At 64.0% G+C, this 23,655-nt stretch carries 34 protein-coding genes; 21 read left to right on the top strand and 13 right to left on the bottom strand.

The features are described 5' to 3' along the window. The first annotated feature begins 218 nt into the window (after positions 1-218). On the top strand, positions 219-749 hold the full coding sequence (locus AC0L3U_RS20555) for a hypothetical protein (protein ID WP_473362971.1): 531 nt from the start codon (positions 219-221) through the stop codon (positions 747-749). 207 nt (positions 750-956) lie between these two features. Beyond that, entirely contained in the window at positions 957-1,124 is a 168-nt protein-coding gene (locus AC0L3U_RS20550) for a hypothetical protein (protein WP_473362970.1), read from the top strand. Between the two features lie 660 nt (positions 1,125-1,784). Here AC0L3U_RS20550 and AC0L3U_RS20545 read toward each other — a convergent pair. After that, on the bottom strand, positions 1,785-2,042 hold the full coding sequence (locus AC0L3U_RS20545; RefSeq protein WP_473347699.1) for a DUF2798 domain-containing protein: 258 nt from the start codon (positions 2,040-2,042) through the stop codon (positions 1,785-1,787). Between the two features lie 255 nt (positions 2,043-2,297). Between AC0L3U_RS20545 and AC0L3U_RS20540 the strand changes: the two genes are divergently transcribed. Together AC0L3U_RS20540 and AC0L3U_RS20535 are read left to right on the top strand one after the other, a co-directional pair. Beyond that, positions 2,298-2,486: a hypothetical protein gene (locus AC0L3U_RS20540; protein WP_456769186.1), complete on the top strand. Its 189-nt coding sequence runs from the start codon at positions 2,298-2,300 to the stop codon at positions 2,484-2,486. A 202-nt stretch (positions 2,487-2,688) separates the two neighbouring features. After that, entirely contained in the window at positions 2,689-2,922 is a 234-nt protein-coding gene (locus AC0L3U_RS20535) for a DUF6894 family protein (RefSeq protein ID WP_354208470.1), read from the top strand. A gap of 9 nt (positions 2,923-2,931) precedes the next feature. On the opposite strand, the gene AC0L3U_RS20530 is transcribed toward AC0L3U_RS20535, so the two are convergent. Continuing rightward, entirely contained in the window at positions 2,932-3,186 is a 255-nt protein-coding gene (locus tag AC0L3U_RS20530) for a hypothetical protein (RefSeq protein WP_456769185.1), read from the bottom strand. A gap of 102 nt (positions 3,187-3,288) precedes the next feature. Continuing rightward, a complete protein-coding gene (locus tag AC0L3U_RS20525) occupies positions 3,289-3,600 on the bottom strand; it encodes a hypothetical protein (protein ID WP_473259169.1) in 312 nt (103 codons plus the stop codon). 359 nt (positions 3,601-3,959) lie between these two features. On the opposite strand from AC0L3U_RS20525, the gene AC0L3U_RS20520 reads away from it, so the two are divergent. After that, complete coding sequence (locus AC0L3U_RS20520; protein WP_007612196.1) at positions 3,960-4,424, top strand: PaaI family thioesterase; 465 nt, start codon at positions 3,960-3,962, stop codon at positions 4,422-4,424. A 112-nt stretch (positions 4,425-4,536) separates the two neighbouring features. Here AC0L3U_RS20520 and AC0L3U_RS20515 read toward each other — a convergent pair whose 3' ends face one another. Continuing rightward, positions 4,537-4,830: an HdeA/HdeB family chaperone gene (locus tag AC0L3U_RS20515; RefSeq protein ID WP_007602202.1), complete on the bottom strand. Its 294-nt coding sequence runs from the start codon at positions 4,828-4,830 to the stop codon at positions 4,537-4,539. A 180-nt stretch (positions 4,831-5,010) separates the two neighbouring features. Between AC0L3U_RS20515 and AC0L3U_RS20510 the strand changes: the two genes are divergently transcribed. Next, complete coding sequence (locus AC0L3U_RS20510) at positions 5,011-5,253, top strand: PilZ domain-containing protein (RefSeq protein WP_456769183.1); 243 nt, start codon at positions 5,011-5,013, stop codon at positions 5,251-5,253. A 46-nt stretch (positions 5,254-5,299) separates the two neighbouring features. Here the strand turns inward: AC0L3U_RS20510 and AC0L3U_RS20505 are convergent, their stop codons facing one another. Then, the gene (locus tag AC0L3U_RS20505; protein ID WP_473362969.1) at positions 5,300-7,348 is read right to left on the bottom strand and encodes a pyrroloquinoline quinone-dependent dehydrogenase; all 2,049 of its coding nucleotides are present in this window, start codon (positions 7,346-7,348) and stop codon (positions 5,300-5,302) included. Further along, positions 7,349-7,582, bottom strand: coding sequence for a hypothetical protein (locus AC0L3U_RS20500; protein ID WP_473362968.1), 234 nt, complete (start codon positions 7,580-7,582; stop codon positions 7,349-7,351). It lies immediately after the preceding gene. A 182-nt stretch (positions 7,583-7,764) separates the two neighbouring features. On the opposite strand from AC0L3U_RS20500, the gene AC0L3U_RS20495 reads away from it, so the two are divergent. Both AC0L3U_RS20495 and AC0L3U_RS20490 read left to right on the top strand, forming a co-directional pair. Next, positions 7,765-8,169, top strand: a complete 405-nt coding sequence (locus AC0L3U_RS20495) for a hypothetical protein (RefSeq protein WP_473362967.1) — start codon at positions 7,765-7,767, stop codon at positions 8,167-8,169. Positions 8,170-8,280: 111 nt separating this feature from the next. Next, on the top strand, positions 8,281-8,610 hold the full coding sequence (locus AC0L3U_RS20490; protein ID WP_018456387.1) for a hypothetical protein: 330 nt from the start codon (positions 8,281-8,283) through the stop codon (positions 8,608-8,610). 71 nt (positions 8,611-8,681) lie between these two features. Here the strand turns inward: AC0L3U_RS20490 and AC0L3U_RS20485 are convergent, their stop codons facing one another. Together AC0L3U_RS20485 and AC0L3U_RS20480 are read right to left on the bottom strand one after the other, a co-directional pair. Then, entirely contained in the window at positions 8,682-9,149 is a 468-nt protein-coding gene (locus AC0L3U_RS20485; RefSeq protein WP_473362966.1) for a DUF6691 family protein, read from the bottom strand. 5 nt (positions 9,150-9,154) lie between these two features. After that, complete coding sequence (locus AC0L3U_RS20480) at positions 9,155-9,583, bottom strand: YeeE/YedE family protein (RefSeq protein ID WP_473362965.1); 429 nt, start codon at positions 9,581-9,583, stop codon at positions 9,155-9,157. A 159-nt stretch (positions 9,584-9,742) separates the two neighbouring features. Between AC0L3U_RS20480 and AC0L3U_RS20475 the strand changes: the two genes are divergently transcribed. Beyond that, positions 9,743-10,906, top strand: coding sequence for a GNAT family N-acetyltransferase (locus AC0L3U_RS20475; protein ID WP_473362964.1), 1,164 nt, complete (start codon positions 9,743-9,745; stop codon positions 10,904-10,906). Between the two features lie 8 nt (positions 10,907-10,914). On the opposite strand, the gene AC0L3U_RS20470 is transcribed toward AC0L3U_RS20475, so the two are convergent. Both AC0L3U_RS20470 and AC0L3U_RS20465 read right to left on the bottom strand, forming a co-directional pair. Continuing rightward, positions 10,915-11,580, bottom strand: coding sequence for a DsbA family oxidoreductase (locus AC0L3U_RS20470; RefSeq protein ID WP_473347688.1), 666 nt, complete (start codon positions 11,578-11,580; stop codon positions 10,915-10,917). A 68-nt stretch (positions 11,581-11,648) separates the two neighbouring features. Further along, the gene (locus tag AC0L3U_RS20465) at positions 11,649-12,470 is read right to left on the bottom strand and encodes a helix-turn-helix domain-containing protein (RefSeq protein WP_473347687.1); all 822 of its coding nucleotides are present in this window, start codon (positions 12,468-12,470) and stop codon (positions 11,649-11,651) included. Between the two features lie 101 nt (positions 12,471-12,571). Here AC0L3U_RS20465 and AC0L3U_RS20460 point away from each other — a divergent pair, with 101 nt between their 5' ends. Next, positions 12,572-12,802, top strand: coding sequence for a hypothetical protein (locus tag AC0L3U_RS20460; RefSeq protein WP_026233166.1), 231 nt, complete (start codon positions 12,572-12,574; stop codon positions 12,800-12,802). 37 nt (positions 12,803-12,839) lie between these two features. Beyond that, positions 12,840-13,238, top strand: a complete 399-nt coding sequence (locus AC0L3U_RS20455) for a hypothetical protein (protein WP_473362963.1) — start codon at positions 12,840-12,842, stop codon at positions 13,236-13,238. A gap of 142 nt (positions 13,239-13,380) precedes the next feature. On the opposite strand, the gene AC0L3U_RS20450 is transcribed toward AC0L3U_RS20455, so the two are convergent. Further along, positions 13,381-13,941, bottom strand: a complete 561-nt coding sequence (locus tag AC0L3U_RS20450; protein WP_473347685.1) for an SET domain-containing protein — start codon at positions 13,939-13,941, stop codon at positions 13,381-13,383. A gap of 165 nt (positions 13,942-14,106) precedes the next feature. Between AC0L3U_RS20450 and AC0L3U_RS20445 the strand changes: the two genes are divergently transcribed. After that, positions 14,107-14,727 (top strand): hypothetical protein, encoded by a 621-nt coding sequence (locus tag AC0L3U_RS20445; RefSeq protein ID WP_473362962.1) that lies wholly within the window; start codon positions 14,107-14,109, stop codon positions 14,725-14,727. Between the two features lie 18 nt (positions 14,728-14,745). Here AC0L3U_RS20445 and AC0L3U_RS20440 read toward each other — a convergent pair whose 3' ends face one another. Next, positions 14,746-15,471: a TetR/AcrR family transcriptional regulator gene (locus tag AC0L3U_RS20440; protein WP_473363062.1), complete on the bottom strand. Its 726-nt coding sequence runs from the start codon at positions 15,469-15,471 to the stop codon at positions 14,746-14,748. A gap of 106 nt (positions 15,472-15,577) precedes the next feature. Here AC0L3U_RS20440 and AC0L3U_RS20435 point away from each other — a divergent pair, with 106 nt between their 5' ends. The 6 genes from AC0L3U_RS20435 (at position 15,578) to AC0L3U_RS20410 (ending at position 19,840) form a co-directional block, all read left to right on the top strand. After that, positions 15,578-16,975: a carotenoid oxygenase family protein gene (locus AC0L3U_RS20435; RefSeq protein ID WP_473362961.1), complete on the top strand. Its 1,398-nt coding sequence runs from the start codon at positions 15,578-15,580 to the stop codon at positions 16,973-16,975. A 38-nt stretch (positions 16,976-17,013) separates the two neighbouring features. Beyond that, on the top strand, positions 17,014-17,283 hold the full coding sequence (locus tag AC0L3U_RS20430) for a hypothetical protein (protein WP_473362960.1): 270 nt from the start codon (positions 17,014-17,016) through the stop codon (positions 17,281-17,283). A 78-nt stretch (positions 17,284-17,361) separates the two neighbouring features. Next, the gene (locus AC0L3U_RS20425) at positions 17,362-17,937 is read left to right on the top strand and encodes a hypothetical protein (protein WP_473347680.1); all 576 of its coding nucleotides are present in this window, start codon (positions 17,362-17,364) and stop codon (positions 17,935-17,937) included. Positions 17,938-17,949: 12 nt separating this feature from the next. Next, a complete protein-coding gene (locus tag AC0L3U_RS20420) occupies positions 17,950-18,504 on the top strand; it encodes an inner membrane-spanning protein YciB (protein WP_473362959.1) in 555 nt (184 codons plus the stop codon). A gap of 104 nt (positions 18,505-18,608) precedes the next feature. After that, entirely contained in the window at positions 18,609-18,905 is a 297-nt protein-coding gene (locus tag AC0L3U_RS20415; protein WP_007602176.1) for a hypothetical protein, read from the top strand. A 14-nt stretch (positions 18,906-18,919) separates the two neighbouring features. Then, on the top strand, positions 18,920-19,840 hold the full coding sequence (locus AC0L3U_RS20410; RefSeq protein WP_473362958.1) for an SH3 domain-containing protein: 921 nt from the start codon (positions 18,920-18,922) through the stop codon (positions 19,838-19,840). 154 nt (positions 19,841-19,994) lie between these two features. On the opposite strand, the gene AC0L3U_RS20405 is transcribed toward AC0L3U_RS20410, so the two are convergent. Further along, entirely contained in the window at positions 19,995-21,650 is a 1,656-nt protein-coding gene (locus tag AC0L3U_RS20405) for a fumarate hydratase (RefSeq protein ID WP_473362957.1), read from the bottom strand. A 246-nt stretch (positions 21,651-21,896) separates the two neighbouring features. On the opposite strand from AC0L3U_RS20405, the gene AC0L3U_RS20400 reads away from it, so the two are divergent. The 3 genes from AC0L3U_RS20400 to AC0L3U_RS20390 all read left to right on the top strand — a co-directional run bounded on the left by AC0L3U_RS20400 (position 21,897) and on the right by AC0L3U_RS20390 (position 23,617). Next, positions 21,897-22,370 carry a hypothetical protein gene (locus AC0L3U_RS20400; RefSeq protein ID WP_473362956.1) on the top strand — a complete coding sequence of 158 codons (474 nt, stop codon included), beginning with the start codon at positions 21,897-21,899 and terminating at the stop codon, positions 22,368-22,370. A gap of 283 nt (positions 22,371-22,653) precedes the next feature. After that, complete coding sequence (locus AC0L3U_RS20395; protein WP_473347677.1) at positions 22,654-22,827, top strand: hypothetical protein; 174 nt, start codon at positions 22,654-22,656, stop codon at positions 22,825-22,827. A 115-nt stretch (positions 22,828-22,942) separates the two neighbouring features. Next, positions 22,943-23,617, top strand: coding sequence for a methyltransferase family protein (locus AC0L3U_RS20390; protein ID WP_473362955.1), 675 nt, complete (start codon positions 22,943-22,945; stop codon positions 23,615-23,617). Positions 23,618-23,655: the final 38 nt, after the last annotated feature.

Here is a 23,655-nt window from a genome sequence, read left to right as displayed (position 1 = left end):
GGACCACACTCCCGCCTCCATCTTCTTTGGTGTTGCTACCACCTTGGAAGAACCTGAAAACGGCTCCTCTGGCGTCTCACCGCCTCGGGAGCCGTACTCATTTCAGGACGGCTGTTCCCAATATGCCCGACTCAATTCCAGAACTCAAGGCCGCATGAGTTGCCTTCAAGGCCTTTTACGTGCTTTATCGGCGTGACAGCCGTTCAGGAGTTCGGGTTATGGACCAAGCCTTTGCCAACGCTTTGAAAAGATTAGAAGAATTGAAATTTCTGATAGAAGCGTCAAAGCGAGAGATGGCCGAAATCGAACTCTATTTGACACTCCACAAGAAGTTTTCGAAAACAAACCAAGAACCCATACCTGTGGATAAGTCGGACAAGTCGGAAACTGGCATCCCCTTGTTGGGAGGAGCCAAACTCCCCGCCACCTTTAAGGCTGAGGACTTCGAGTCGGGGAGACAGTCAGCGCGGGCACACCGCCGTGGAAATCCAGCGGCTATTGTTGCTGCCGTCAAAGCTATCCTCATTGGAAAGTCGCGCCCGATGACCCGGGGCGAACTTGCCGAAGAATTGGAGCGGCAAGGAACGCCACTCCCGGGGGCCGGCAAAGGCGAGCGGGCGAAATATGTCGGGACTATCCTTTGGCGTCACGAAAACGATTTTAAGAACCATGAGGGCAAAGGTTACTGGTTTGCAGGGAAGCCGTTGCCACCAGAGCGGACGCTTTATTCAGAGCAAGAAAATTCTTGATGGCCTACTTTGAAATCCCGAGTGGGCTATTTCGGCCAGTACCCGGATTTGCGCGTTAAATGACGCGCATCAAAGACGGATGAGCTCAGCGCCGTCAGAATTCCGTAATCCTGCGGCACCGAACCTTTTCGCGGTCTGCGGCCTTCTCTGGGATGGGACTCTTGCATGGGAGTCTTGGACGGGACCGCAACTCTGGGGACCTCAGTCATGACGAACAACACGCATCACGATACGAACCGGCGCATTCCGCTGCTGGAGGCGGCGCAGGAGGAGATGAGCAAGTTCGAGCGCAAGGAAAACGAGTTCCGCAAGAAGGACCGCGAAGAGCGTGCCGCCGAACTCCATTTGCCGCTGGACGCGATCAAGGTTCACTAAGGTCGCCGGGACCGCGCTGGCGACGGTGCCGGAGCGGCCGCCCGTTGATCTCCAGGAGATCGGCACGGGAATGGGGATTCGCCTAACGTGAAGGCGATTCCGAGACAATATGGTATCATAATGCTACCGATAACCCCTTGATGGAGCGGCGGAATTTTCCAACAGGCTACTGTGCATGGGGTTGTTTTCGTGTTTTTGAAAGGCGCGCATGGGCCTTTCCACCCCCAAAGCTATCTCCGGCACCCAACACCGCCTACAGCAGAACCAGCAACCCGATGCCGATCACCAGCACTACGAAGCCAGCCGCCGTTGCGGCGGCGAATGACCGCTCTACGTTGTCCATGATGCCACCCCGTTGCCGGTGCGCCACGTTTCCCCCATGGCAGCACCGTCGCTGCGGAATCTCGCCTGCGGTTGTGTCCTGAGTTGTGCGAACGGATGTCGAAATTGGGACCGGTGCGGGGCCAGTGTGCGGCCCCCGCGCTCCGGCTTTCGCTGTCACCGTCGGGCCTTGTCAGGCTGTCGTAAGCTGAGCCGGCTAGGGTCGTCCGGCTATGGTGTTGCAGCCCAGCACCTCAGCCTCCAATAACCTTCTCCCCGCTTGGTTCTCCCAAGCGGGGTTTTTTCATGCTGATTTTCTTGCCGATTTCCTTGCCGATTTCATGCCGGCCGGCCGGTTTGCGAGCCGCCCTCCTCCTGCGTCAGACGCAGCGAGAAGGCGCGGATCGCCGGCGCCGCGAGCAGCACGATCGGCAGCATCGCCGCCCATGCGATCAGCCACGACACCATCCAGTGCGCGAGGAAGTCCAGCGCGTTCCCTGCGGGAAAGCTGGCGATGCCCGCGGCGACCAGCGAGGTCAGTCCGGACTGGATGATTCCGAACACGAAATGAGAATAGCGGCGGGGAATGCCCAGCATGACGCGCCCATGTTGCTGACCGTGATCGGACCAAGCAAGGCACATGCCGCCACGTTCCGGAAGGCGCCCTTACCCATCCCAGGAACTCTGTTCATGGCCGGAGAACCACGGAGAGCTCTCGCGCCGCCGCTGGGCGGCAGCGCGTGCGTTTGCGGGATAGCCGTGAGCTATCCGGGGCTTACCGACAGATTTAGCTTTCCCAGGAATATTATGCCGCCCAGCATGTTCTCAGTGATGGAATCGTGGGAGAAGGCCATGAATCACAGGGGCGTCGAGTTCACCGTCGCCAAGACGGCACTTCCCGGCATCTGGCAGTGGCAGTTCCGGATCGGCGAGCAGATCAAGACCGGCCGGACCGAGACCAAGATCGATCTGTTGGCGATCCGGCGGGTGCAGCTGCGCATTGATCGCGAGCTGAAGGCGATCGGGCGCGACACGGCCTGAGCGGCAAGCCTAAACGGCAGGACCGAGATCGGCGGCGGCTGGCGCGCCCCGGCGCGCCGCAGCCGTCATGGCCTATAGGACGCAGCGGCGCCCATGGGACTATTCCGTAGCCGACCGGAATTGATCTGCCGACGGTTTGGGATTGGACTGCCCGCGATTATGGCCGTGGGGACGGAGCCATCAGGCGCGATCGGTGCGAACCATGCCGCTCTACTTCTTTCGAATCCGGAACGGCAGCTATTCCGGCTGTGCCGACCAGGCGTCGGAATTTGCAAATCGCGATCTGGCCTGGAAGGAGATGACCAGCGTCTGCGCCGACATGGCCGCCGGCATCGCCCGCAAGCTCCAGGAAAATTCCGAATGGCACATGGAGCTGCTGGACGAGGCCAAGGAGCCCGTGTTCCGGATCCGCATCACATCGGAAACCTTCGAATAGGGGCCGGCCCTAATCCGCGCTGGGCAGCCGCCGCATCGTGAATTCGATGTCCCCGCCGGGCAGCTCGCGCCAGGTCTCGACCGCGCTCATATAGCCGGCCTTGGGGTAGCGGGCGAAGAAAGCCTGCGCCCTCTCCCGTGCCGCCGCGCGTGGCAGCGTGAAGGTCTCGCGCAGATAACCGTCGCCGGCCGTCGCGCCGGGTGTGCCGCCCATCTTGCGCCGGCGCGCCATCCGCTCGGCGAGATCTCGCGGACGATCGGCCATGTCCCGCCTCCGTTACGCAATACGCTCTCGCGCAATGTAGGAAGCAGGCCGGCCGAAGTGGAGTCCCGGCCGGAGGCCGGCCGCCTCCGATCGGGCAGACGGTCAATTGGCAGTCGTGCCGGATTTCTTCTTCGGCGCACCGGTTGCGGCCGATGCCTTTGGCGCCGCCGCCTGCTTCGGCGGGTCGGAGCGCATGCCACCCCAGGGATCGTTGGAGGCCTTGGAATCCGGAATCTTCTTCAGCGTTTCCTTGTAGGCCCTGTCACGCTCCGCTTCCGCAGCCTTCTCCTCGGGTGTCTTGCCAGGCCCCTCCTGCAGCAAATTGAGATTGGGCATCTGCGCATAGGCCGGTCCCGCCAGCACGGTCGGTCCCGCCAGAACAGCCAGCACCGCGGCCATACGGAAAAGCTTCATCATCAACTCCTTGATCATCCATGGCGACGCGGGTCGCCTGCGCCTTATCACCCCTGCCACTCCGCAGGGGCTGCTCGGCCCGCTAGAGCCTGTCCGATTTGCACGATTTCGGCGCGTGGAGCCAGTCGTCCCAGATCGGGCCGCACTTGGTGCACCCGTTCAGCAACAGGCCGAGCCCGGCCAGACAAAACACGAGGACATACCGACGCAACATCACCCACCCATACCCACTCCGTGGCATCATACCGGGCGAAGTCAGGCATTTTCAAGCCGACGGGACCCGCGGCAGTCCGGGTGACTTTGCCGCGCCGGTCCGCTCGGAATGCCGAACATCCGGCAACACGGAGGAAACGACAGCAATGCCATCGCAGCCAGAAGCCGAGTTCGGCATCACTGAAGCCAGACGCATCCTCGGCGAGGTCTTTGCGCCCTGGGTCCAGGATCTCAACCTGTCGGTCGAGCGCATCGAGCACCTGCCGCCGCCGGACGTGCCGGATTGGCAGCCGGCAGCGCTCCTGCGCATGCCGTTCTCGGAGCGCCTGTGCCGCAACGGCGGCGTGGTCTGCGGCCAGGCGCTGATGGCGCTCGCCGATACCGCCATGGTGATTGCGAACCTCGCCGCCAACCGCGGCTATCGTCCGATGACGACGGTCGACCAGACCACGCATTTCATGCGCGCAGTCTCCTCGTCGGACGTGCTGGCCGACGCCCGCGTGGTGCGACTCGGGCGCACCATGAGCTTTGGCCGGGTCACGCTGCTCTCGGCCACCGACAACAAGCCGGTGGCGATGGTGTCGAGCGCGTTCGCGATGCTGCCGGGGTGAGTATCAGCCGAAAAGAGGAAAGCCGCGTGAGCGCAAAGCGCACCGCGGCTCTCGATGGCGTCATGTCGAGACCGGAAGCGCGATCGCGCTTCGCGCCGTCACGCGGGAGAAGTTACTTGCCGAGCACTTCGTCAGCCGCCGTGACGATGCTGACGTTCGGATTTTTTCCGCAATAGCTGCCGAACTGCTTGGCGTTCTCGACGAACACGTCGGTGTCGATGATCGCGTTCTCTTCATCGCCCTTGTACCAGCCATCCATCCAGGTCAGCACCATCTTGATGGTGTCGTCGCCGCTCTCCAGGAACTGCTTGCAGCTCATGGTCGCGAGATCGAGCTTGGTGGCGTGGGCGGGCATGGACGACAGCGAGAGCGCTGCGGCGAACAGAAGCGAGAACGTGGTCTTCATCAATATCTCCATCGGCGCGTAGCGCCACAAAGGAACGGCTTGGGGGAAAATCCGCGGAGTGACTTCCGCTTCGACGTCGTAAACGAAATCTGAAGCGCAGTGCAAGTAGCGCCAGTATTGAGTTTAGTTCAACGTAATTTCTATGCACTACTTCACAAATATCATTATGGATTAACGCGGATGATCGAGAAGCGTGCAGCGCAGCGTTACCGTGTTTTCAAGGGTGGAACGATCACCTTTGAAAATTGCGGCATCACGTGCACGGTGCGAAACATGTCGGCGAACGGCGCCGCAATCGACCTCGATGCCCTCGTCACAGTGCCGCAATCGTTCACGCTCGCGATCGCGCGCGACAATTTCGTGCGCAAATGCCGCCCCGTCTGGCGCAGCGAGAGGCGCATCGGCGTCGCTTTCGAACAGTAGTGCGCATGATGTGAACGATCGTTCGCATCGCGCGCGCGATGCTGCGTCATGTTCGCGCGATACGACGTCGGCGACGCCAGCGCAGGCTTACAACCACGAGCGCGACAATCGCGAGCGCGACCGCCGATGATGCTGCAAAAAATCGTCCACCGGGACGATCGATGGTACGCGACCATAACGACGGCCCCTCGCCCGGCCGCGCCAGGCGAAACGCAACGACGCTGTCGCCAATCGAGGTGCCTGCCTCGGAGTGGCCGCCGGCGCCGATGGCAACATACTGCTCGCCCTTCCAGAGATAGGTCATCGGATTGGCGACTCCGGGCACCGGCAGCCGGCCTTGCCACAGCTCCCTTCCGCTTCGCGCATCGAAGGCGCGCAAATAGGCGTCCATCGCGCCGGTGAAAACGAGCCCGCCTGCCGTGACCGCGAGCCCGTTGACGAGCGGCGCACCCCATGGCAGCGGCACGCCGAGCGGGGCGAGATCCTCGGTGGTGCCCACCGTCGAACGCCAGAGGATCTTGCCGGCCTTCAGATCGACCGCGACCATCTCGCCCCAGGGCGGCTTGTTGCAAAGAAGCCCGAGCGGCGACATTGCCACCGCACGTGACATCGCAAACGGCGCACCATTCTGCTGGCCGAAATCATGACCGGGCGGAGGCTCGAATCCGGCCGCCTCCGCCCGCGGAATCAGCTTGATGAGATGAACGGCCCGGCTGGTGTTGGCATAAAGGATCTGGTTGACGGGATCGAAGGCCGCACTACCCCAGTTGACGCCGCCGCCGGTGAAGGGAAACTCCAGCGTGCCTTGCGTTGAGGGTGGCGTGTACAGGCCCTCGTTGCGCGCCTCTGCGAACTGCTTCTCGCAAGCTGAGCGGCGCAGGCCCGGAACGAGCGAGAGCGCATCCTCAGCCGAGATTTTTTGCGACATCAGCGGTGGCACATGCGTCGGGAATGGCTGCGTGGGCGACAGCCGTTCACCTTCCGCGGCCCCCTGCGGAACGCTGCGCTCCTCGACCGGCCACACCGGCTTGCCGGTGTCGCGATCGAGCACGAAGACAAAGCCCTGCTTGGTCGGCTGGATCACGACATCGCGCTGACCTTCGCCGGTGTCGATGCGCGTGAGCGTCGGCTGCGCCGGCAGATCGTAATCCCAGACGTCGTGATGCACGGTCTGGAATGCCCATACGAGCGCGCCGGTCTCGATGCGCAACGCGACCACCGAATTGGCATGCTCGTTATCGCCAGGCCGCATGCCGCCCCAGAAATCCGGCGACGGCGAGGACGTCGGCAGGAATACCAGTCCGCGCGCCGCGTCGACCGACATCGGCGCCCAGACATTGGCGTGACCGGCTTCGATGCCATCGCGCTTGAGCGGCTCGAAGGTCCAGCGTGGCTGACCGCTGCGCGCGTCGAACGCGCGCACGATTCCGCTCGGTGCGTCGACGCGGCGGTTGTCGCCGATCGCGGAGCCGACCACGATCACACCCCGGCCGACTGCCGGCGGCGAGGTGATCTGGAATTCGCCGGGCCATTCCAGCTTCATGCCTATATCGGGCCTGACCTCACCGCCCTTGCCGAAGTCGGCACAGGGGATTCCCGTCTTCGCATCGAGCGCGATCAGGCGGACATCGTTGGTCCCCATGAAGATGCGCGATCGACATGAGGCATCTACAGGCGCCTCGTCGTCGAGCCAGTAGGTGACGCCGCGGCAGACGTAGCGGTTGGCGGGACGCTGGTTGATCGCGATCTTCGGATCGTAGCGCCATTTCTGCGCGCCCGTGCCAGGATCGAGCGCGATCACCTCGTTGAAAGGCGAGCAGAAGATCAGACTGTCCTCGACGAACAGCGGCGTCGCCTGGAATTTGGTTCGCCGCATCACCCCGGGCGGCCGCGCCGCGAGATCGCCCGTGTGGAATTCGAAGGCCCGAACCAGGTTGCCGACATTGTCGGGCGTGATCTCTCGCAATGGCGAGAAGCGCGAGCCGCCGGGATCGCCACCCCAGCTCTCCCAGGCGATGCCTGGCCGCGACGAAAACAAGAGGAGCGTGACGAGAGCGGCCAAATAGCAGGAGCGGGTCGCCAGCGCCCGCCTCACCTATTTCGGCTTCTTGGCAGGTTCAGGCGGACGCGCCCCGCTCCACGGATCGTACTTCTCCTTGGACTCGGGAATGCGCTCGAGTGCGGCCTTGTAGGCCTTCTCGTCGACCTTAGGCTTGCTGTCCGCCTTCTGGCCGCCCTCGTTAGGCTGACGCCTGCCGCCGCCCATCTGCGCCTGCGCGGAGGCAACCGCCAGCGCCAGCACCGCGGCCGCTATGACCAAAATCCTCATGGGCGCAATCCCCCTCGTCTGGGGCACAAACTAGCCGGCAATTATGGAATAGCCAATGCTGCGGGCTCCAGGGCCTGAGGAAATCTTGGCTTCGGGAAATGCTGGCTTCAGCAAATCTTGATCGGCCGGGTCTTCGTCGGATCGCATTCGTGCCTATTTTGGCCCGCAGGGGACCTTCACGGATGTTGCGGATCATTGTTCATGCCGCGCTGCTGGCCAGCGCGCTCGCGCTCGGGGCCTGCGGCTTTGCGGACAGCCGCGCACCGGTGCCCGAGTTCATGCGCATGAAGGAGGCCGAGCAGCCGCCGCCCGAAGCGCCCCCCGACGTCAAACGCGTCGTGCGCGAGCAGATGGAATTCGTCTTCCTCAGCACGTCCTATCCGCGTGAGGTGCATGTCGCCACGCCCCATCGTGAGGTGCGGGGACCAGGCTGGACAGCTTGCGTTCGCGCCCAGCTCACCTCGGCGACCGGATCGCCGCTCGGCCCACAGACCTACATCGTGACCATATCAGGCGGAAAGGTGGTCGATCGCCGCCGCGCCGAAGCGGACGACATCTGCGGATCGGAAAGCTACGAGCCGATCTAGGAAATGGATCAAGCCGGCATCCGATCCCGGTTCCGGGAAAAACCTGTAATTTTGCCGGAACGATCATGGCCTCCCCTTCTTGTTACCGCCGAGGGCAGTTTCGAGGAGGACATGATGAGGACATTCACGATTGCGTTGCTGGCTGGCGTCGGAGCTTTGGCAGCGGTGAGCGGCGCGAAGGCCGCCGACGTCTACACGACCAGCGAATACACCAGCCCCGATCTCGTCCAGCAAGTGCGGCTGGTCTGCGACGATTCCGGCAATTGCTATCGGACCCGCGGCGGTTCGCGCGTGATCGTGCGCGACTCCTACGCAACCATGCCGCGCGACCGTTACTACGAGCGCCGCACTTATCGTGACTGGGACGATGGTCCGCGCGGCGGCGTCGGCATCCGCGCGCCCGGCGTCAGTGTTGGCGTCGGTGTCGGCGATCGCTGGTAGTCGATGAAGCCATGAAAGGCAGGACATGACAGGCAGGACCGGACGAGACAACTCGCCCGGTCCTTTCCATGTCAGGTTTCGAGCGGATCTGCCGGCGTGACGACACGCGTTGCCGACGGAAGCTGCGCGATGAAGCGGGCGAGCACCATGCCAGCACACATCGCGGCGACGAAGATGAATGCGGAGGCCGAGCCAAATCCGAGCGCGGTCAACGCCGGGCCTGGACAAAAGCCTACAAGGCCCCAGCCGATACCGAAGATGGCGGGACCGGCGACAATTCTCGGATCGATATCCTTTCGCGTTGGGACATAGAAGCGATCGGCGAAGACAGGCCGCGCCAGTTTCAAGACGCGGCTGAAGCCGATGAAGGTCACCGCGACCGCGCCGGCCATCACGAAAGCGAGGCTTGCATCCCACGTTCCTGCCGGGATGCGGCCAACGTCCAGGAAATTCAGGACCTTTGCCGGGTTCGACATACCTGAGACGATGAGGCCAAGGCCAAAGACCACACCGATCCCGAATTGAATGAGGATTGTCATCGCGGTCAGCTCCAGTGCCGCATCACGAAGACGGTCGCCATGCCGGCCGCCATGAAGGTCATGGTCGCGACCAGCGATCGCACCGACAACCGCGACAGGCCACAGACGCCGTGGCCGGAGGTGCAACCGCTGCCCCACACCGCGCCAAAGCCGGTGAGCAGTCCCGCGACAATCAGAAGCGGCGTTCCGGCGGCGATCGTTTGCGCCGGCAGGCCTCCCATGACCAGGCGCACCAGGACGGGCGCGATGACGAGGCCCGCGACGAAGGCGAGCCGGCCGGCGAATTGCCGATCCTCGTAAGGCGGAAACAGCCGCGCCGCGATTCCGCTGACTCCCGCGATTCGCCCCGTCGTCCACATCAGCAGCACGGCGGACAGGCCGATCAACGCGCCGCCAAAGAGCGACGCAATCGGCGTAAAAGGTGTGACAACCATGATGATCCTCCGGGTCGAGAGCAATTCTGTCGTATCCATCGGCACATCCGGCGGATGCTCAACGAGACGTTAATATTACCACTCGAATTGAAGCGGCGTTCCAACGGTATTTTCCAATCTTTGCGCTAATCATGGCCTCCTGAACGGGGACGACGGGACGTGGTCGATATCGCGCACCAGGCTGCGATCAATCCGGCATCGGCAATGCCTGCCGCGGCCTCGCGCGCGCGTGTCCCGCTTACGGCGGTCGAACCCGGCCAGTGGCGCGAACTCGCGCAGCGCGCGATCGAGCCGAACGGATATTACTTGCCCGGCTGGGAGCTCGCCGTCAGCGCAACCGCGCGCGACCGCACCGATGCCTCGGCGCTTCCCGCATACGATGGATCGCGGCTGATCGGGCTGATGCCGGTGATCTCGCTCTGGCGGGCATGGAAGATCCCTCTGCCCGCGCTGGTGAGTGCGCATCCCTATGGCACGCTGTGCAGCCCGCTGATCGACCGCGATGCCCCGACCGAGGCAGCGACGCGCCTGTTGCAGCACGCCCGCGCGACCGGAGCGCATGCGCTCGTGCTGAACGATGTGGCGCTCGATGGGGCGGCAATGACCGCCCTCAACCGGATTCTGAAGCGCGACGGCCTGAAGCCGCGCCTCCTGAGCTCCTACATCCGCGCCAGCCTCGACGCGACCCAGGACGGTGAGACGCTGCTACGCGACGCGCTCGGCACCAAGAAGCTCAAGGAGCTACGCCGCCAACGGCATCGCCTCGAAGACCACGGCGCAGTCGTGTTCGACGTCGCGCGCAGCCCCGACGAGATCAGGCCGGCGCTCGAGACATTTTTGCAGCTCGAAGCCAGTGGCTGGAAGGGCAAGCGCGGAACCGCGCTGGTCCAGCATGCCGGCGATGCAATCTTCATCCGGCGCGCCGTTCCCGCGCTGGCAGAAACCGCGCAATGCGAGATCGTCACTCTTCGCGCCGGCGCGACGCCGGTGGCCGCCGGCATCGTGCTGCGCCATCAGGATCGCGCTTTCTTCTTCAAGCTCGGTATCGACGAGCGCTTTGCCAGATATTCGCCGGGCGTGCAGCTCACGCTCGAACTCACCCGCCGCCTTTGCGCCGATCCGGCCATCGCCAGCGCGGATTCCACGGCGAGCACCGATCACCCCATGATCAACCCGATCTGGCGCGGGCGCTTCGCCGTCGGCGACGTGCTGATACCGTTGCGGCGGAACGACCCCATCGTGGCGCTCGTTCACGGAGCGCTCGCGGCGCACGGCATCGCCTACGCGGCGGCGCGCCGCGCAGTTCGCCTGCTTCGAAAATAGAATAACTCCTACTCCGCCGCCTGGGTGTTGATCTCCGCCGAGACCTCGCGGATGGCGCGCGCGAGCATGTTGGGATCCTGCGCGCCGGAGACGGCGTATTTTTGCGCGAACACGTAGGTCGGCACGCCGGAGATGCCCTTCTCGGCGGCTTCCTGCGCGTCCGCCGATACGCGCGCGACGTCCTCGTCGGTCACAAGGCGTTTGCGCACGTCGTCGGCATCGAGGCCAACATCGGCAGCCGCCTGCACCAGCACGTTCAAATCGGTGAGGTCGCCGCCGTCGCGGAAGTAGAGCTCCATCAGGCGCTGCTTCATCTCGGGCGCCTTACCGATCGCCTCGGCCCAGAGGATCAGGCGGTGGCAGTCGGTGGTGTTGGGTTGACGCGCGACAAGCTCGGGCCGATAGACGAGCCCCTCTTCGCCCGCGGCCGCAACGACGCGTCCCGCAATGCCCTTATAGGCCTCGACCGAGCCGAACTTCTTGGTGAGATACTCCTCCCGGCTAATGCCCTCGGACGGCACCCAGGGATTGAGGAAGAAGGGACGGAAATTGAGTTTGACCGGAACATCGGGCACCAGCGCCAGCGCGCTCTCGATCCGGTGCTTGCCGATATAGCACCAGGGGCATACCACGTCGGAGACGACGTCAATCTGGAGCGGCTTTAGGGTGCTCATGAGCGCCTCCTTCGGGCGTTGCGGGTTTGTGGCCAAAGATAAGCCGAACCCATGCCGAGGCAAGGCCGCTAACTCATGGCTGCTGCCATTTGTCGGAGCCGCTCGGCAGTGCGCTCGTCGGCCGGGAAGAAGGTTTCCAGAGCCAGCTCCGACAGCGTGATGTCGACGGGCGTGCCAAACACCATGGTGGTGGAGAAGAAACTGAGTATCTCCCCGTCGTGGCGCAGCTTGAAGGGGATCGCGACATTGTCGCTCGACAGCGGCGCCGCGCGCGCCGGGATCGGATAGCTCTTCAGGTCGTTGTACAGCTTGATCAGCTCGGGATCGGCGGTCGCCTCGCATTGCCTGTGCAGCCGCTCCAAAAGATGCCCGCACCATTCCGCGAGATTGACCGTGCGCGGCGCCAGCGCCTCCGGATGGAAGGCGAGCCGCAGCACGTTGAAGGGCTGGCCGAGCAGTCGCTGCGGAATGCCGGCGAGCAGCGGCGCCAGCATGCGATTGGCTGAGACCAGATTCCAGTGCCGGTCATAGGCCAGCGCCGGATTGGGCTCGTGCGCCCTAAGGACGAGGTCGATCGCCTGGCGGGCTGATTTCAATGCGGGATCCTCCAGCGGGCGCTGCGGAAAGGCGGGGGCATAGCCGGCGGCGACCAGCAGCACGTTGCGTTCGCGCAAGGGCACGTCGAGCCGCTCGGCGAGTCTGAGCACCATGTCGCGAGAGGGTGCGGCACGGCCGGTCTCGACGAAGCTCAAATGCCGCGCCGAGATTTCGGCCTCGCCGGCAAGATCGAGCTGGCTCATGCGGCGGCGCTGCCGCCATTCGCGCAAATGGTCGCCGATATGAATCGGTTGGCTGCGTTCGGCCTGCGCCGTGGATGCATGTGCGTTCATGGTCGAGAACCTACCACGCAGATTTCGGCCCTTCCATTACGTCGGAGGTAATCGAATTGGTCCTCGGGCCGGCGCATCTTGGGTCGCAACAGGAGACGACCATGATCGCACTGCTGCTCTACCGGACCGTCACAGACCAGCTAGTTCCCTGGGCCATGGCGCTCGCAACCCGGATGCTGGCGCGCAGCCTCAACATGCCCGAACCGCTGGTGCATTCGACCGGCGACTACGTCGTCGCGCAGGTCACAGCCTTCGAGCACAGCGTCGGCAGGAGCCTCTGCCCGTTCCGCCTCGCCCGCCTGCTTCGGGCCTGGTGGCGCGGATTGCACTGAGTTTCACCTCGAGCCCACCCCAACCAGGAGACCCACGATGATCGACGCATCCACCTTCCTTCGCCGCGCGCTTCTTGCCGACGCGATCTTCAGCGGCGTCGCCGCTCTCGGCTTCACGTTCGGCGCCAGCGCGTTCGCCTCGCTGTTCAACCTGCCCGAAGCGCTGCTGCGCGAGACCGGCCTGTTCCTGATCGCCTACACGGCGCTCGTCGGCTGGCTCGCCTCACGCGCCTCCGTGGCAAAGCCGCTCGTGCTGCTGGTCGTCGTCGGCAACGCGGCCTGGACGGTCGGCAGCATTGCGCTGCTGCTCTCGGGCGCGGTGTCGCCGAACTTTGCCGGCGAGCTCATGGTCGTGGCACAGGCGATCGCGACCGGCGTGTTTGCCGAACTGCAATATGTGGGATTGCGCAGGAGCGGGAGTGTGCTGGCTGCCTGAGGCCTCATCACTCGCTGTCGTCGCCCGGCTTGACCGGCGACCCAGTATTCCAGAGGCAGTCGTCGCATACGGAGAGGGCGCGGCGTACTGGATGCCCCGCTTTCGCGGGGCATGACAGTTGTGCCGGAAGCTCGAACTCAGGCTACGCCCGCGCGCGGCCGTTCGCCTTGCCAACAGCGACGCCGTTGAGCTTCTTCTTTTTGGCGGCCTTCGCCCCCGCCTTCTGCGCTTTGCGCTCCGTGCGCGCCTTCACCTTGGCGCGCTCGGCCCGCGCCTCGGCGCGCAGCTTCTTGCGCTTCTTCTCGCAAGATTCGCACTTGCAGCCGATCGGCTTCAGGTAGGCTTTGAAATAATCGGTGCCGTAGTCGTAATTGATCTCGTCGCCCGGCTCGATGTTCTTGATGGCGCGGATGAAGACCTTGCGCTCGCGCGGCCGGACGTCGGATTCGGCGTTGGGCCGGCACGAATGGTTGATGTAGCGCGCGAGGTTCTTGCGCACCGAGCCGTCGATGGTCCAGCGGCCGTTGAGCTCGAACAAATATTTGTTCTCGATGTCATCGTGCGCGGGAATCCGGGAGTCCAGGATCGGTCCGTAATAACGGATGATCCGGGTGCCCTTCTTGATCGGCTTGGTGGCGAAGAGGCCGAGCCCGGTTTTCGAGCGGCCGACGCGATAAGGTTTGTTGGACGAGGTGGCTGGCATGATCACGAAAAACGAGGACGCGAACGAGGCTGAAAGAGCCCAAGCGAAGCCGCTCTTCTAGAACGATTCCGCGCCGCTGTCAGGTGTCTGTCGACCCTGTTTGAACCTTGCCCACAATCAAGACGTCTGACGGTACGGAGTTCCCGCTCGATCAAAGGCATCGTCATGTTCCGCATCACCACCGCAACCTTGACCATATTGCTCCTGGCCATGTTGCTGATCTGCAGCGGTCTCGACCGCGCCGACGCCCAATCCGTGGGCAGCCAATATAGCTCGACGGCCTCGAAGGATTGCCGCCAGATCGGCAAGCCCAGCGAGCTCGACGGCAGCACCACGCGGGTCTGCAGGGGCAAGGATGGCCTCGTGGTCCTGATCGCCGAGGACGATCTTCGCGAGGTCGTCTCCGTCGGCCGCAATCGTAGGGCCGCGGCCGAGGAACCGGCGGCAAAAGTCTGGTTCGCTCCGTTCAACTCGTCCGAGACCACCGTCGAATGGCGCACCGCCGGGGCCAAGCCGTTTGCGATGATCCAGCGCTGGCACATCGCCGATGGCACCGATCCCGACAAGCAGGGGCGGCCGAACACCAAGGCCATGCTCATCGTGACCCGGCTGCCACCCGGCCCCGTCTGCCACGTCGCCTATGTCGACGCGATTGCCAACCGGAACGCCAATGAGCTCGCGCGCAAGGCGGCAGACGACTTTGCCCGCGGCTTCACTTGCGGCAAGGACGAGGTGAAGATCATCGGCGCACGCGGCCGCGCGGTCGAGCTCGCGACGATGCGGTAGGTGCTCGCTGGCAATCAATCAGGGACCCGGCAACTTCCCCGTCACCGGCGACATCAGCATCGCCTCGAGCAGGCGTTCGGGAGTCGTGCCCTCAGGCAGGCGCCCCAGAATATCCTCCAGCCGCCCATCGAGCAGCAGCATGGTAAAACCGTGCACCATCGACCAGGCGCGCGCGATCGCGGCGCCCTGATTGAGCGTCAGCGCGTCGCCGCTGATCTGCTCCTGCCGCATCATGCCGACGGCATTGGCGAGCCCGGCGAAGGACGCCTCGGCGGCCTCGTGCAGCGACGGCCTGGAATAGTCGAGGCGCTCGGTGCGGAACATGATGCCGTACATGCCGGGATGAGCCTGGGCATAGGCGACATAGGCTTTCGGCCGCGCCAGCGCCCGCTCGAGCGGGGTGGTGGCGCTGTCAGAGGACGAGGCCATCGCCGCATTGAACTGGCGGAAGCCGACTGCAGCGAGCTCACTGAGAAGCCCGGTGAGGTCGCCGAAATGATGGGTGGGCGCCGCATGCGAAACGCCCGCCTCGCGGGCCACCGCGCGCAATGTCAGGCCGGCGAGCCCGTCCCGCTCCAGCACCCGTTCGGCGGCTTCGAGCAGCGCCTCGCGCAGCGCGCCGTGGTGATAGGGCGCCTCGGACTTGACGCTCGCCGGGCGTCGCGCGGAACGCGCCGGCGCGCTCGCCTTCTTTGGAGTGCGCGCACCGCGCGCGGTTTCTGTCCTGATTTCGCTCTTGCCCATCGGCCAGCTATAGGACGCCATATTGACAGTGTAAAGATTTCGCTTGACCAAGCTCCCTCACACGGCTATTTCATCTTTACGATGTAAAGATGAGGAGGGATGCCCCGTGCAGCAGGACGCCATTGCCGAACGCCGCCACAACCTCGGCCCGATCCCGTTCGAGGCCGACGCGCCCTTCCTGAAAATCATCGGTGAATTGCCGCGCGACCTGAACGGCACGCTCTATCGCAACGGCCCCAATCCGCAGTTCGAGTCGCCCGGCGCGCACTGGTTCGTCGGCGACGGCATGCTGCACGCCTTTCACCTCGAGAACGGCCGCGCCAGCTATCGCAACCGCTGGATCCGTACGCCGAAATGGCTGGCCGAGCACGATGCGGGCCGCGCGCTGTTCGGCGGCTTCGGCCGCAAGCTGCCGGATGCGCCGCAAAACCTCACTGACGGCGGTGTCGCCAACACCAACATCATCTTCCATGCCGGCAAGCTGCTTGCGCTGGAAGAAGCGCATCTGCCCACCGAGATCGAACCGGGCACGCTCACAACGCGCGGCTATCACAATTATCACGGCCGCGTCGCCGGCAGCTTCACGGCGCATCCCAAGATCGATCCCGTCACGGGCGAGCTGGTGTTCTTCGGCTACAACGCCGCGGGACCGCTGACGCCTGCCCTCTCCTACGGCTCGATCGATGCGTCGGGCAAGGCGACGCGCTTCGAACGCTTCGAGGCGCCCTATGCCAGCATGGTGCACGACTTCATCGTCACCGAGAACCACGTGCTGTTTCCGATCCTGCCCCTCACCGGCAGCATGGAGCGCGCGATGACCGGACGGCCTCCCTACGCCTGGGAGCCGGACAAGGGCGCCTATGTCGGCGTGATCAAGCGCAAGGGCAGCGCGAAGGACATCGTCTGGTTTCGCGCTGAAGCCTGCTATGTCTTCCACGTCATGAATGCGTGGGAGGACGGCAATCAGATCATCGCCGACGTCATGCAATTCGAGGAAGCACCACTATTTACGCATCCCGACGGCACGCCCACCAATCCCGAGAAATCGTTTGCGCGTCATTGCCGCTGGACCTTCGATCTCTCGGGAAATACAGACCGCTTCCAGCAGACCTATCTCGACGATCTCACCGGCGAATTCCCGCGCATCGACGACCGCCGCGCCGGATTGAGGAGCCGTCACGGCTGGTACGCCTGCGCCAATCCGAAGCTGCCGATGTTCGGCGCGCTCTCCGGCGTCGTCCATGTCGACGGCAATGGAAAGCGCCTCGGCCATTATCCGCTGCCGGCCGGCGACACCATTTCCGAACCGGTCTTCGTCGAGCGGTCGAAAGGTGCGGCGGAAGGCGATGGCTGGCTGCTGGCGGTGGTCTGGCGCGCGCGGGAGAACCGCAGCGACCTCGCCGTGTTCAACGCCGGAGATGTCGAGGCCGGCCCCGTCGCGCTGGTGCAGCTCGGCCATCGCGTGCCCGACGGTTTTCACGGCAATTGGGTCGGCGCGCGCTAGCTCCTCTCGACATCGCTGATGTCACCAAAAGGTCTCTCATGCATATGCCCTCGATCGCCGCGGACCACCTCGCCGTCCTGATCTTGTTCCTGATCTGCGCCGGGATCACGCTCCAGATGATACGGCCGCGGCGGAGCGGCCAAATCGTCTTCAACGGCGGTATCCTGCTCGCCTTCGTCCTCTCGACCGCTTGTGCGTTACCTGTGCTGTCGCACCTGCCCTGGGCCGGCTTTGTCGACGAAATGGCCGGCCAAGCCGTTGCAGCAATTCAATTTTTGGAAGTCGCCTACGTCATTTTGACACTGTAAAGATTTTGCTTGACCCCGGCTCGCACCTGACCTATTGATCTTTACATCGTAAAGATAAAGGCCTGACCGAGGCGGACCATGGCGATTTTCCTGATCCTCGCGCCCTACGGCGCCTTCACCTTCCTGATGCTGATGACCTCGGCCACGATCAGCGTGTTCGTGGCCTCGGCAATCTGTCTCGCTACCGTCGCGATCGATGTCGTGCGCGGCCGCTCGGTGAAGATCCTGGCCGTGGGCTCGGCGCTGCTATTCGCCGCAGTCGGCCTCCACCTCGCGCTGTTGGACCCGGCGCTCGGCACGCTCGGTGTCAAGCTGTCGGTCGACATCGGCATCTTCGTCATCTCGCTCGGCTCGATGCTGATCCGCCGTCCCTTCACGCTGCAATACGCGCTCGAAGCCGTGCCGGCCGAGACCGCGGCGATGCCCGGCTTTCTCTATGCCAACTACGTCATCACCGGTGCATGGACCGCGGCTGCGCTGCTGATGGCGGCCGCCAATCTCGTGCTGCTCTATGTCCCCGGCCTGCCGCTCTGGTCGAGCCTTGCGGTCGCCTTCGCCGCCCGCAACAGCGCGATCTACTTCACAAAATGGTATCCCGAATATCGCCAGATCAAGTACGGTACACCGCCCGACGCACTGTCCAACGCTCGCTGAACAGGATCGACGATGAAGGACGTATTCGCCCGCCTCGCCTCCGACCTCTTCTCCGCCATCGTCTTCCTGGTCATCTATCTCGTTACCGACAACGTCGTCTTGGCAACGTCGGTGGCGATTGCCGGAGCGATCGCGCAGGTGATCTACGCGCGCGTCAAGGGGCAGCAGCTCAATTACATGACCTATGCGAGCGTCGCGCTCGTCGTCGTGCTCGGCACGGTCACGCTGCTGACCAACGATCCCCGCTTCATGCTTGCAAAGCCCTCGATCGCGCATTTCGCGATCGGCGCCATCATGCTCAAGCGCGGCTGGATGCTGCGCTACATGCCGCCGATCGTCGCCGAGACCGTTCCGGAATATGTGACGGCGGCAGGTTATGCCTGGGCGGCACTGATGTTCGTCATCGGCGTCGGCATGGTCGCCGTCGCCTCAACAGGCGATCTGAAGCTGTGGGCGTTCTACATCACGGTGGTCGCGGGCGGCGCCAAGATCCTCGCCTTCGCCGTGCAATATGTCGTGCTTCGCCTCATCGTCACCAGCCGACGACGCGCCGCCGCCCGCGCCTAAATGCCTCCAACGGAGCGTTAGGCGCGAGCGGCAAGTTGCGCTATACGCTCGGCCGGGACTGGTCCGCGGATGGTCGCGGTCCGCCGGGATCTTGGGAGACGCGAATGGCCGTCGACGGCAACTGGACTCTGACCCTGACGACACCCATGGGCGAGCGTAAGGCGACGCTGAGCCTGACGGCTGCCGGCGGCACGCTCACGGGGACGCAGGGTGCAGAAGGCGATACAGCCGAGATTTTCGACGGCACCGTCAGCGGCGATGCCGTCAACTGGAAAGTCTCGATCACCAATCCGATGCCCTTGACGCTCGAATTCATCGGAACCGTCTCCGGCGACAGCATGAGCGGTGAGATGGGGATCGGCCCGATGGGCAGCTTCCCGTTCACCGGGACGCGCGCCTAAGCCGCGCGGCAACCGTGCGCGCGCTCGCTCTCATCGCGGCGACGATCCTGTGTGTCGCGACCCAAGCGGCGCGCGCGGACGATGCCGAACCGGCGTGGCGCGCAAGCGCGCTCGCCATGCTGCCGGCAGGCTATGTCGCCGGCACGGCCTATCGAACCGAAGGTTCGACGGGCTACATCGCCGTCTATCCGGCCTCCTCGAATGATCCGAAGTCACCTGCAAGCGTGTTCGTCGCGCGCCAGGCTCTCGTGGTCGCGCTGACGCCGGATGCGGCGCGCGCAGTCTCGGCCGAATTGAAGCCGCGTAGCGGGCCGGATCCTGACAACGACGACACTGATTTCGCAAAGCTGCACGCCGATCTCGCCGCCAAGCGCTCAACGCTTCCCGACGGCACCGAGCCCTGCGATTTCGGCGCCTGGTCCGTCGACAAGGATCCTGACGGCCTCAACGTGCGTGCTGAACCATCGATCAAGGCGCGTGTGCTCGGAACGCTTCCGCCGCCTTACCGGCTCAAGCTCGGCGGCAGCGAGAACACGCCCGATGGCGGCTGGCTCACTGAATTCCGCATCATCGGCTTCAAGAACGGCTGGTTTCTGATCGAAGGCGCCAAGCCGCCGGGCAAGGACTATGAGGACGACAAGAAATATCCGCGTAGCGCGCCAAAGCCCTATGCCGGACGCGGCTGGGTCGCCTCCAACAAGGTCGGCGCGTCCTACGCCAATGGCGCGACACGCATGGGCGGCCTGTTCCAGGCGCCCTTCGTCGATGCGAAATGGATGCCGGCACAGCGCGAGCTCGGCGGCCCGATCGACACCGACGGCGGACCGAAGCACATCTTTGCCTGCAGCGGCCTTTGGGGCCTGGTCGAGAGCCAGGACGGCGTCCGCGGCTGGTGGCGCGGGCTGTGCTCCAACCAGGTCACGAATTGCAGCTAGCACGCTGAGGCATCCGCATCGTCATGGCCGGGCCTGTCCCGGCCATCCACGTCTTCCTCGCCGCACCAAGAACGTGGATGCCGGGACAAGCCCGGGCATGACGATCGTGGTGGGTGCATGCACAATCACTCGCACGCAGGTGCGAGTGAGGCAGCTAACCCAGATTCAACTCCTTGAAGAAGTCATTGCCCTTGTCATCGATGATGATGAACGCCGGAAAGTCGACCACCTCGATGCGCCAGATCGCTTCCATGCCGAGCTCGGGATATTCGAGCACCTCGACCTTCTTGATGCAGTGCTCGGCAAGGTTCGCCGCGGCACCGCCGATCGAGCCGAGATAGAAGCCGCCATATTTCTTGCAAGCCTCACGCACGGCTGGCGCCCGGTTGCCCTTGGCGACCATCACCATCGAGCCGCCGGCGGCCTGGAACTGATCGACAAAGGAATCCATGCGACCAGCGGTGGTCGGGCCGAACGCACCGGAGGCATAGCCCTCCGGCGTCTTGGCGGGACCCGCATAATAGACCGGATGGTTCTTGAAATAGTCCGGCAGCGGCTCGCCCTTGTCGAGCCGTTCGCGCAGCTTGGCATGCGCGGAATCCCGCGCGACGATCATGGTGCCGGTCATCGAGACCCGCGTCTTGGTCGGGTACTTCGAGAACGTGGCAAGGATATCCTTCATCGGCTGGTTGAGGTCGATCTTGACGACCTCGCCGCCCAGCGACTGCTCGACCTCAGGCAGATACTGCGCCGGGTTGTGCTCGAGCTCTTCGAGATAGACGCCGTCCTTGGTGATCTTGCCGAGCACCTGGCGATCGGCCGAGCATGACACGCCGAGCCCGATCGGGAGCGAGGCACCGTGACGCGGCATGCGGATCACGCGCACGTCGTGGCAGAAATATTTTCCGCCGAACTGCGCGCCGACGCCGAGCGACTGCGTCATCTTCAGGATTTCCTGCTCCATCTCGAGATCGCGAAACGCATTTCCGTCAGGCGAGCCGTGGGTCGGCAGCGCGTCGAGATAGCGAGCCGACGCCAGCTTCACCGTCTTCATGCAGAGCTCGGCCGAAGTGCCCCCGATCACGATGGCGAGGTGATAAGGCGGGCACGCCGCAGTGCCCAGCGTCAAGACCTTCTCCTTGAGGAAGGCGAGCAGCCGGTCCTTGGTCAGCACCGAGGGCGTCGCCTGGAACAGAAAACTCTTGTTGGCGCTGCCGCCGCCCTTCGCCATGAACATGAACTTGTAGGCGTCATCACCTTCGGCGTAGATTTCGCACTGCGCCGGCATGTTGTTGGCGGTATTCTTCTCCTCGTACATCGACAGCGGCGCGACCTGCGAGTAGCGCAGATTGCGGCGCAGGTAAGCATCGCGCGCGCCTTCCGACAGTGCCGCCTCGTCGTCACCGTCGGTGATGACGTTGCAGCCCTTTTTGCCCATGATGATCGCGGTGCCGGTGTCCTGGCACATCGGCAGCACGCCGCCGGCGGCGATGTTGGCGTTCTTGAGAAAGTCCAGCGCGACGAACTTGTCGTTTGGGCTCGCCTCGCCGTCCTCCAGGATCGCGCGGAGTTGCTTCAGATGACCCGGCCGCAGATAGTGGTTGATGTCGCCAAACGCCGCCTCCGACAGGTCCCGCAGCGCCTCGCGCGACACCACCAGCATGTCTTTCCCGAGCACCTTCTCGACCCGCACGCCCTCGGCTGTGATCTTCTTGTAGGGCGTCTCGTCCTTGCCCAGCGGAAACAGCGGCGTGTGCTTGTAAGGCGGAACGGGCTTTGCGGGGTCGGGGAAGGCGGTGGGAGCGTTCATGGGCTGGAATCTCGGGGTTTTGGAGCCCTCGCATGGGCCCCTTTCATAGAAGCGTTCTAAGCTTTTTTGCCGCAAAGGGAAGGCGCTCTGGTGCGGTCGGGGCATCCCGATTCGGCGCATGGCGAGCTATTTTCGGCGGCTGGCGGCGGACACCAGGCTCTCATGATGCCGGTGAAGACCCTGGGTGCACCCCTTGCGCTACGCGCGGGACGACGGTTGAATGCGCCCGCTAAGGGGCTTTTCATCATGACATTGAACTTGCACGTCCGCGGCGCGATCTTGGTCGCCGCCGCCATCACCGGCCTTGTGACCCTCGCCGCACCCGCGCGCGCGGACCGCTGCGATGACAGCGCCAAGGAGCTGGCGAACCAGGTCGATCGCCTCAAGGTGAATTTCCGCGCCGCGAATGTCGTCTACCTGACGCACCCCGCGGCCAAGGAATTGTCCGTGGCTTGCCGTGGCGACAAATATTCGATCGAGCTCTTTGCCAAGGGCGATCGCAAGCCGAAACCGGAGTTCTTTGCGCTGGTTGGGTCGATGGCGGCGATCGTCTTCACCGTGACCAAGGACGATACGACGACGGGCGCGACACGCTGCCTGAAGCGGATGGGGCTCTTGCGCGGCGACAAGATCAGCATGCGTTACCGGCGTCTCAACATGGAATGCACCCGCACCAAGACGGATGCGTCCATCGCGATCACGCGCGGCAAGGACGAATAGGCTTGCACGGCGGTGTGCGTCTGAAAGCACACCGCCCACTTCGGACTCCGTCATTGCGAGCGTAGCGAAGCAATCCAGAATCCCTCCGCGGAGACAGACTGGATTGCTTCGCTGCGCTCGCAATGACGAGGAGAGGTCTGTCCCCTCGCGGAAACAGCGCTTGTGGCGTCACGAAAGCGGCCTCCTCTACCGCACCAGATCCCTCGCATTTTAACGATTGGCTTGAAGGAAATTTCGCTCCTCGCGGCGCAGGGTCAATGTTTCCATGTGCGAGGATTTCTGGATGAGCGTTTCCACCGTTTCGCCGCCGCCGATCGCGATCGTGGTGCCGAGCTACGACACGACCAAGCAGCAGGACGATCAGGCCAAGACCAAGGACAACGATCCGACCTATAAGCCGCCGCCGCCTGCGCCGCTGCCGCCGGGTCAGGGTACGCGGATCGATCAGCTCGCCTGATCAACCGCGTCGAATATGAAATGCCCGATCCGGTCGATCGGGCTTTTCGCGTGTCCGGCCGCATCTTCGCCGGATAGCAGGACCAATATCGTGCGCGGCTACCTGAGACCTGCGCATGATCGCAAAACTGCTGTTGCAGAGCACGATCACCATCGCCGCCATGGGCGCGCTGCTGTTCGTGTCCGCCGGAACCCTGCATTGGCCGTCGGCCTGGGTATTCCTCGCGACCTCCGCCCTGCTCGGCCCGCTCGGCGGCTGGTGGCTGTACCGGGTCGACCCCGCACTGCTCGCCGAGCGCCTGCGGCCGGTCCTGCAAAAGGACCAGCCCGCTGCCGACAAGGTGTTCATGACGGTCTTCGTCGTCGCGATGCTGGTCTGGCTGGCGGCGATGGGGCTCGACCGGCGTACGCTGTCCTCCGACTTGCCGGTGGCGCTGCAGATGCTGGGCCTCGCCCTGTTCCTGCTCTCGACGCTGTTCATCCTCTGGGTCTTCCGCGAGAACTCGTTCGCGGCGCCCGTGGTGAAGCTGCAAGCCGAGCGCGCGCAGCGCGTGATCTCGACGGGGCCCTATGCCCATGTGCGCCACCCCATGTACAGCGGCATGATCCTGTTCTTCGCCGGCGTGCCGCTGCTTCTGGGCTCATGGTGGGGACTTATGATGGTGCCGCTGTTCCTCCTATTGTTTGCCATCCGCATTCGCATCGAGGAGCGCACGCTGCGCGAGGGCCTGCCGGGCTATGCCGACTATGTGACGCACGTGCGCTATCGGCTGCTGCCTGGCGTGTGGTGAGCGCACGCATCACTCTGCTGTGCACGTCCCGCCGGACC

This window comes from Bradyrhizobium sp. Kon69 (assembly GCF_055807515.1).
Note: the sequence above shows the minus strand (reverse complement) of the source record. Positions and strands in the feature narration are given on the sequence as shown.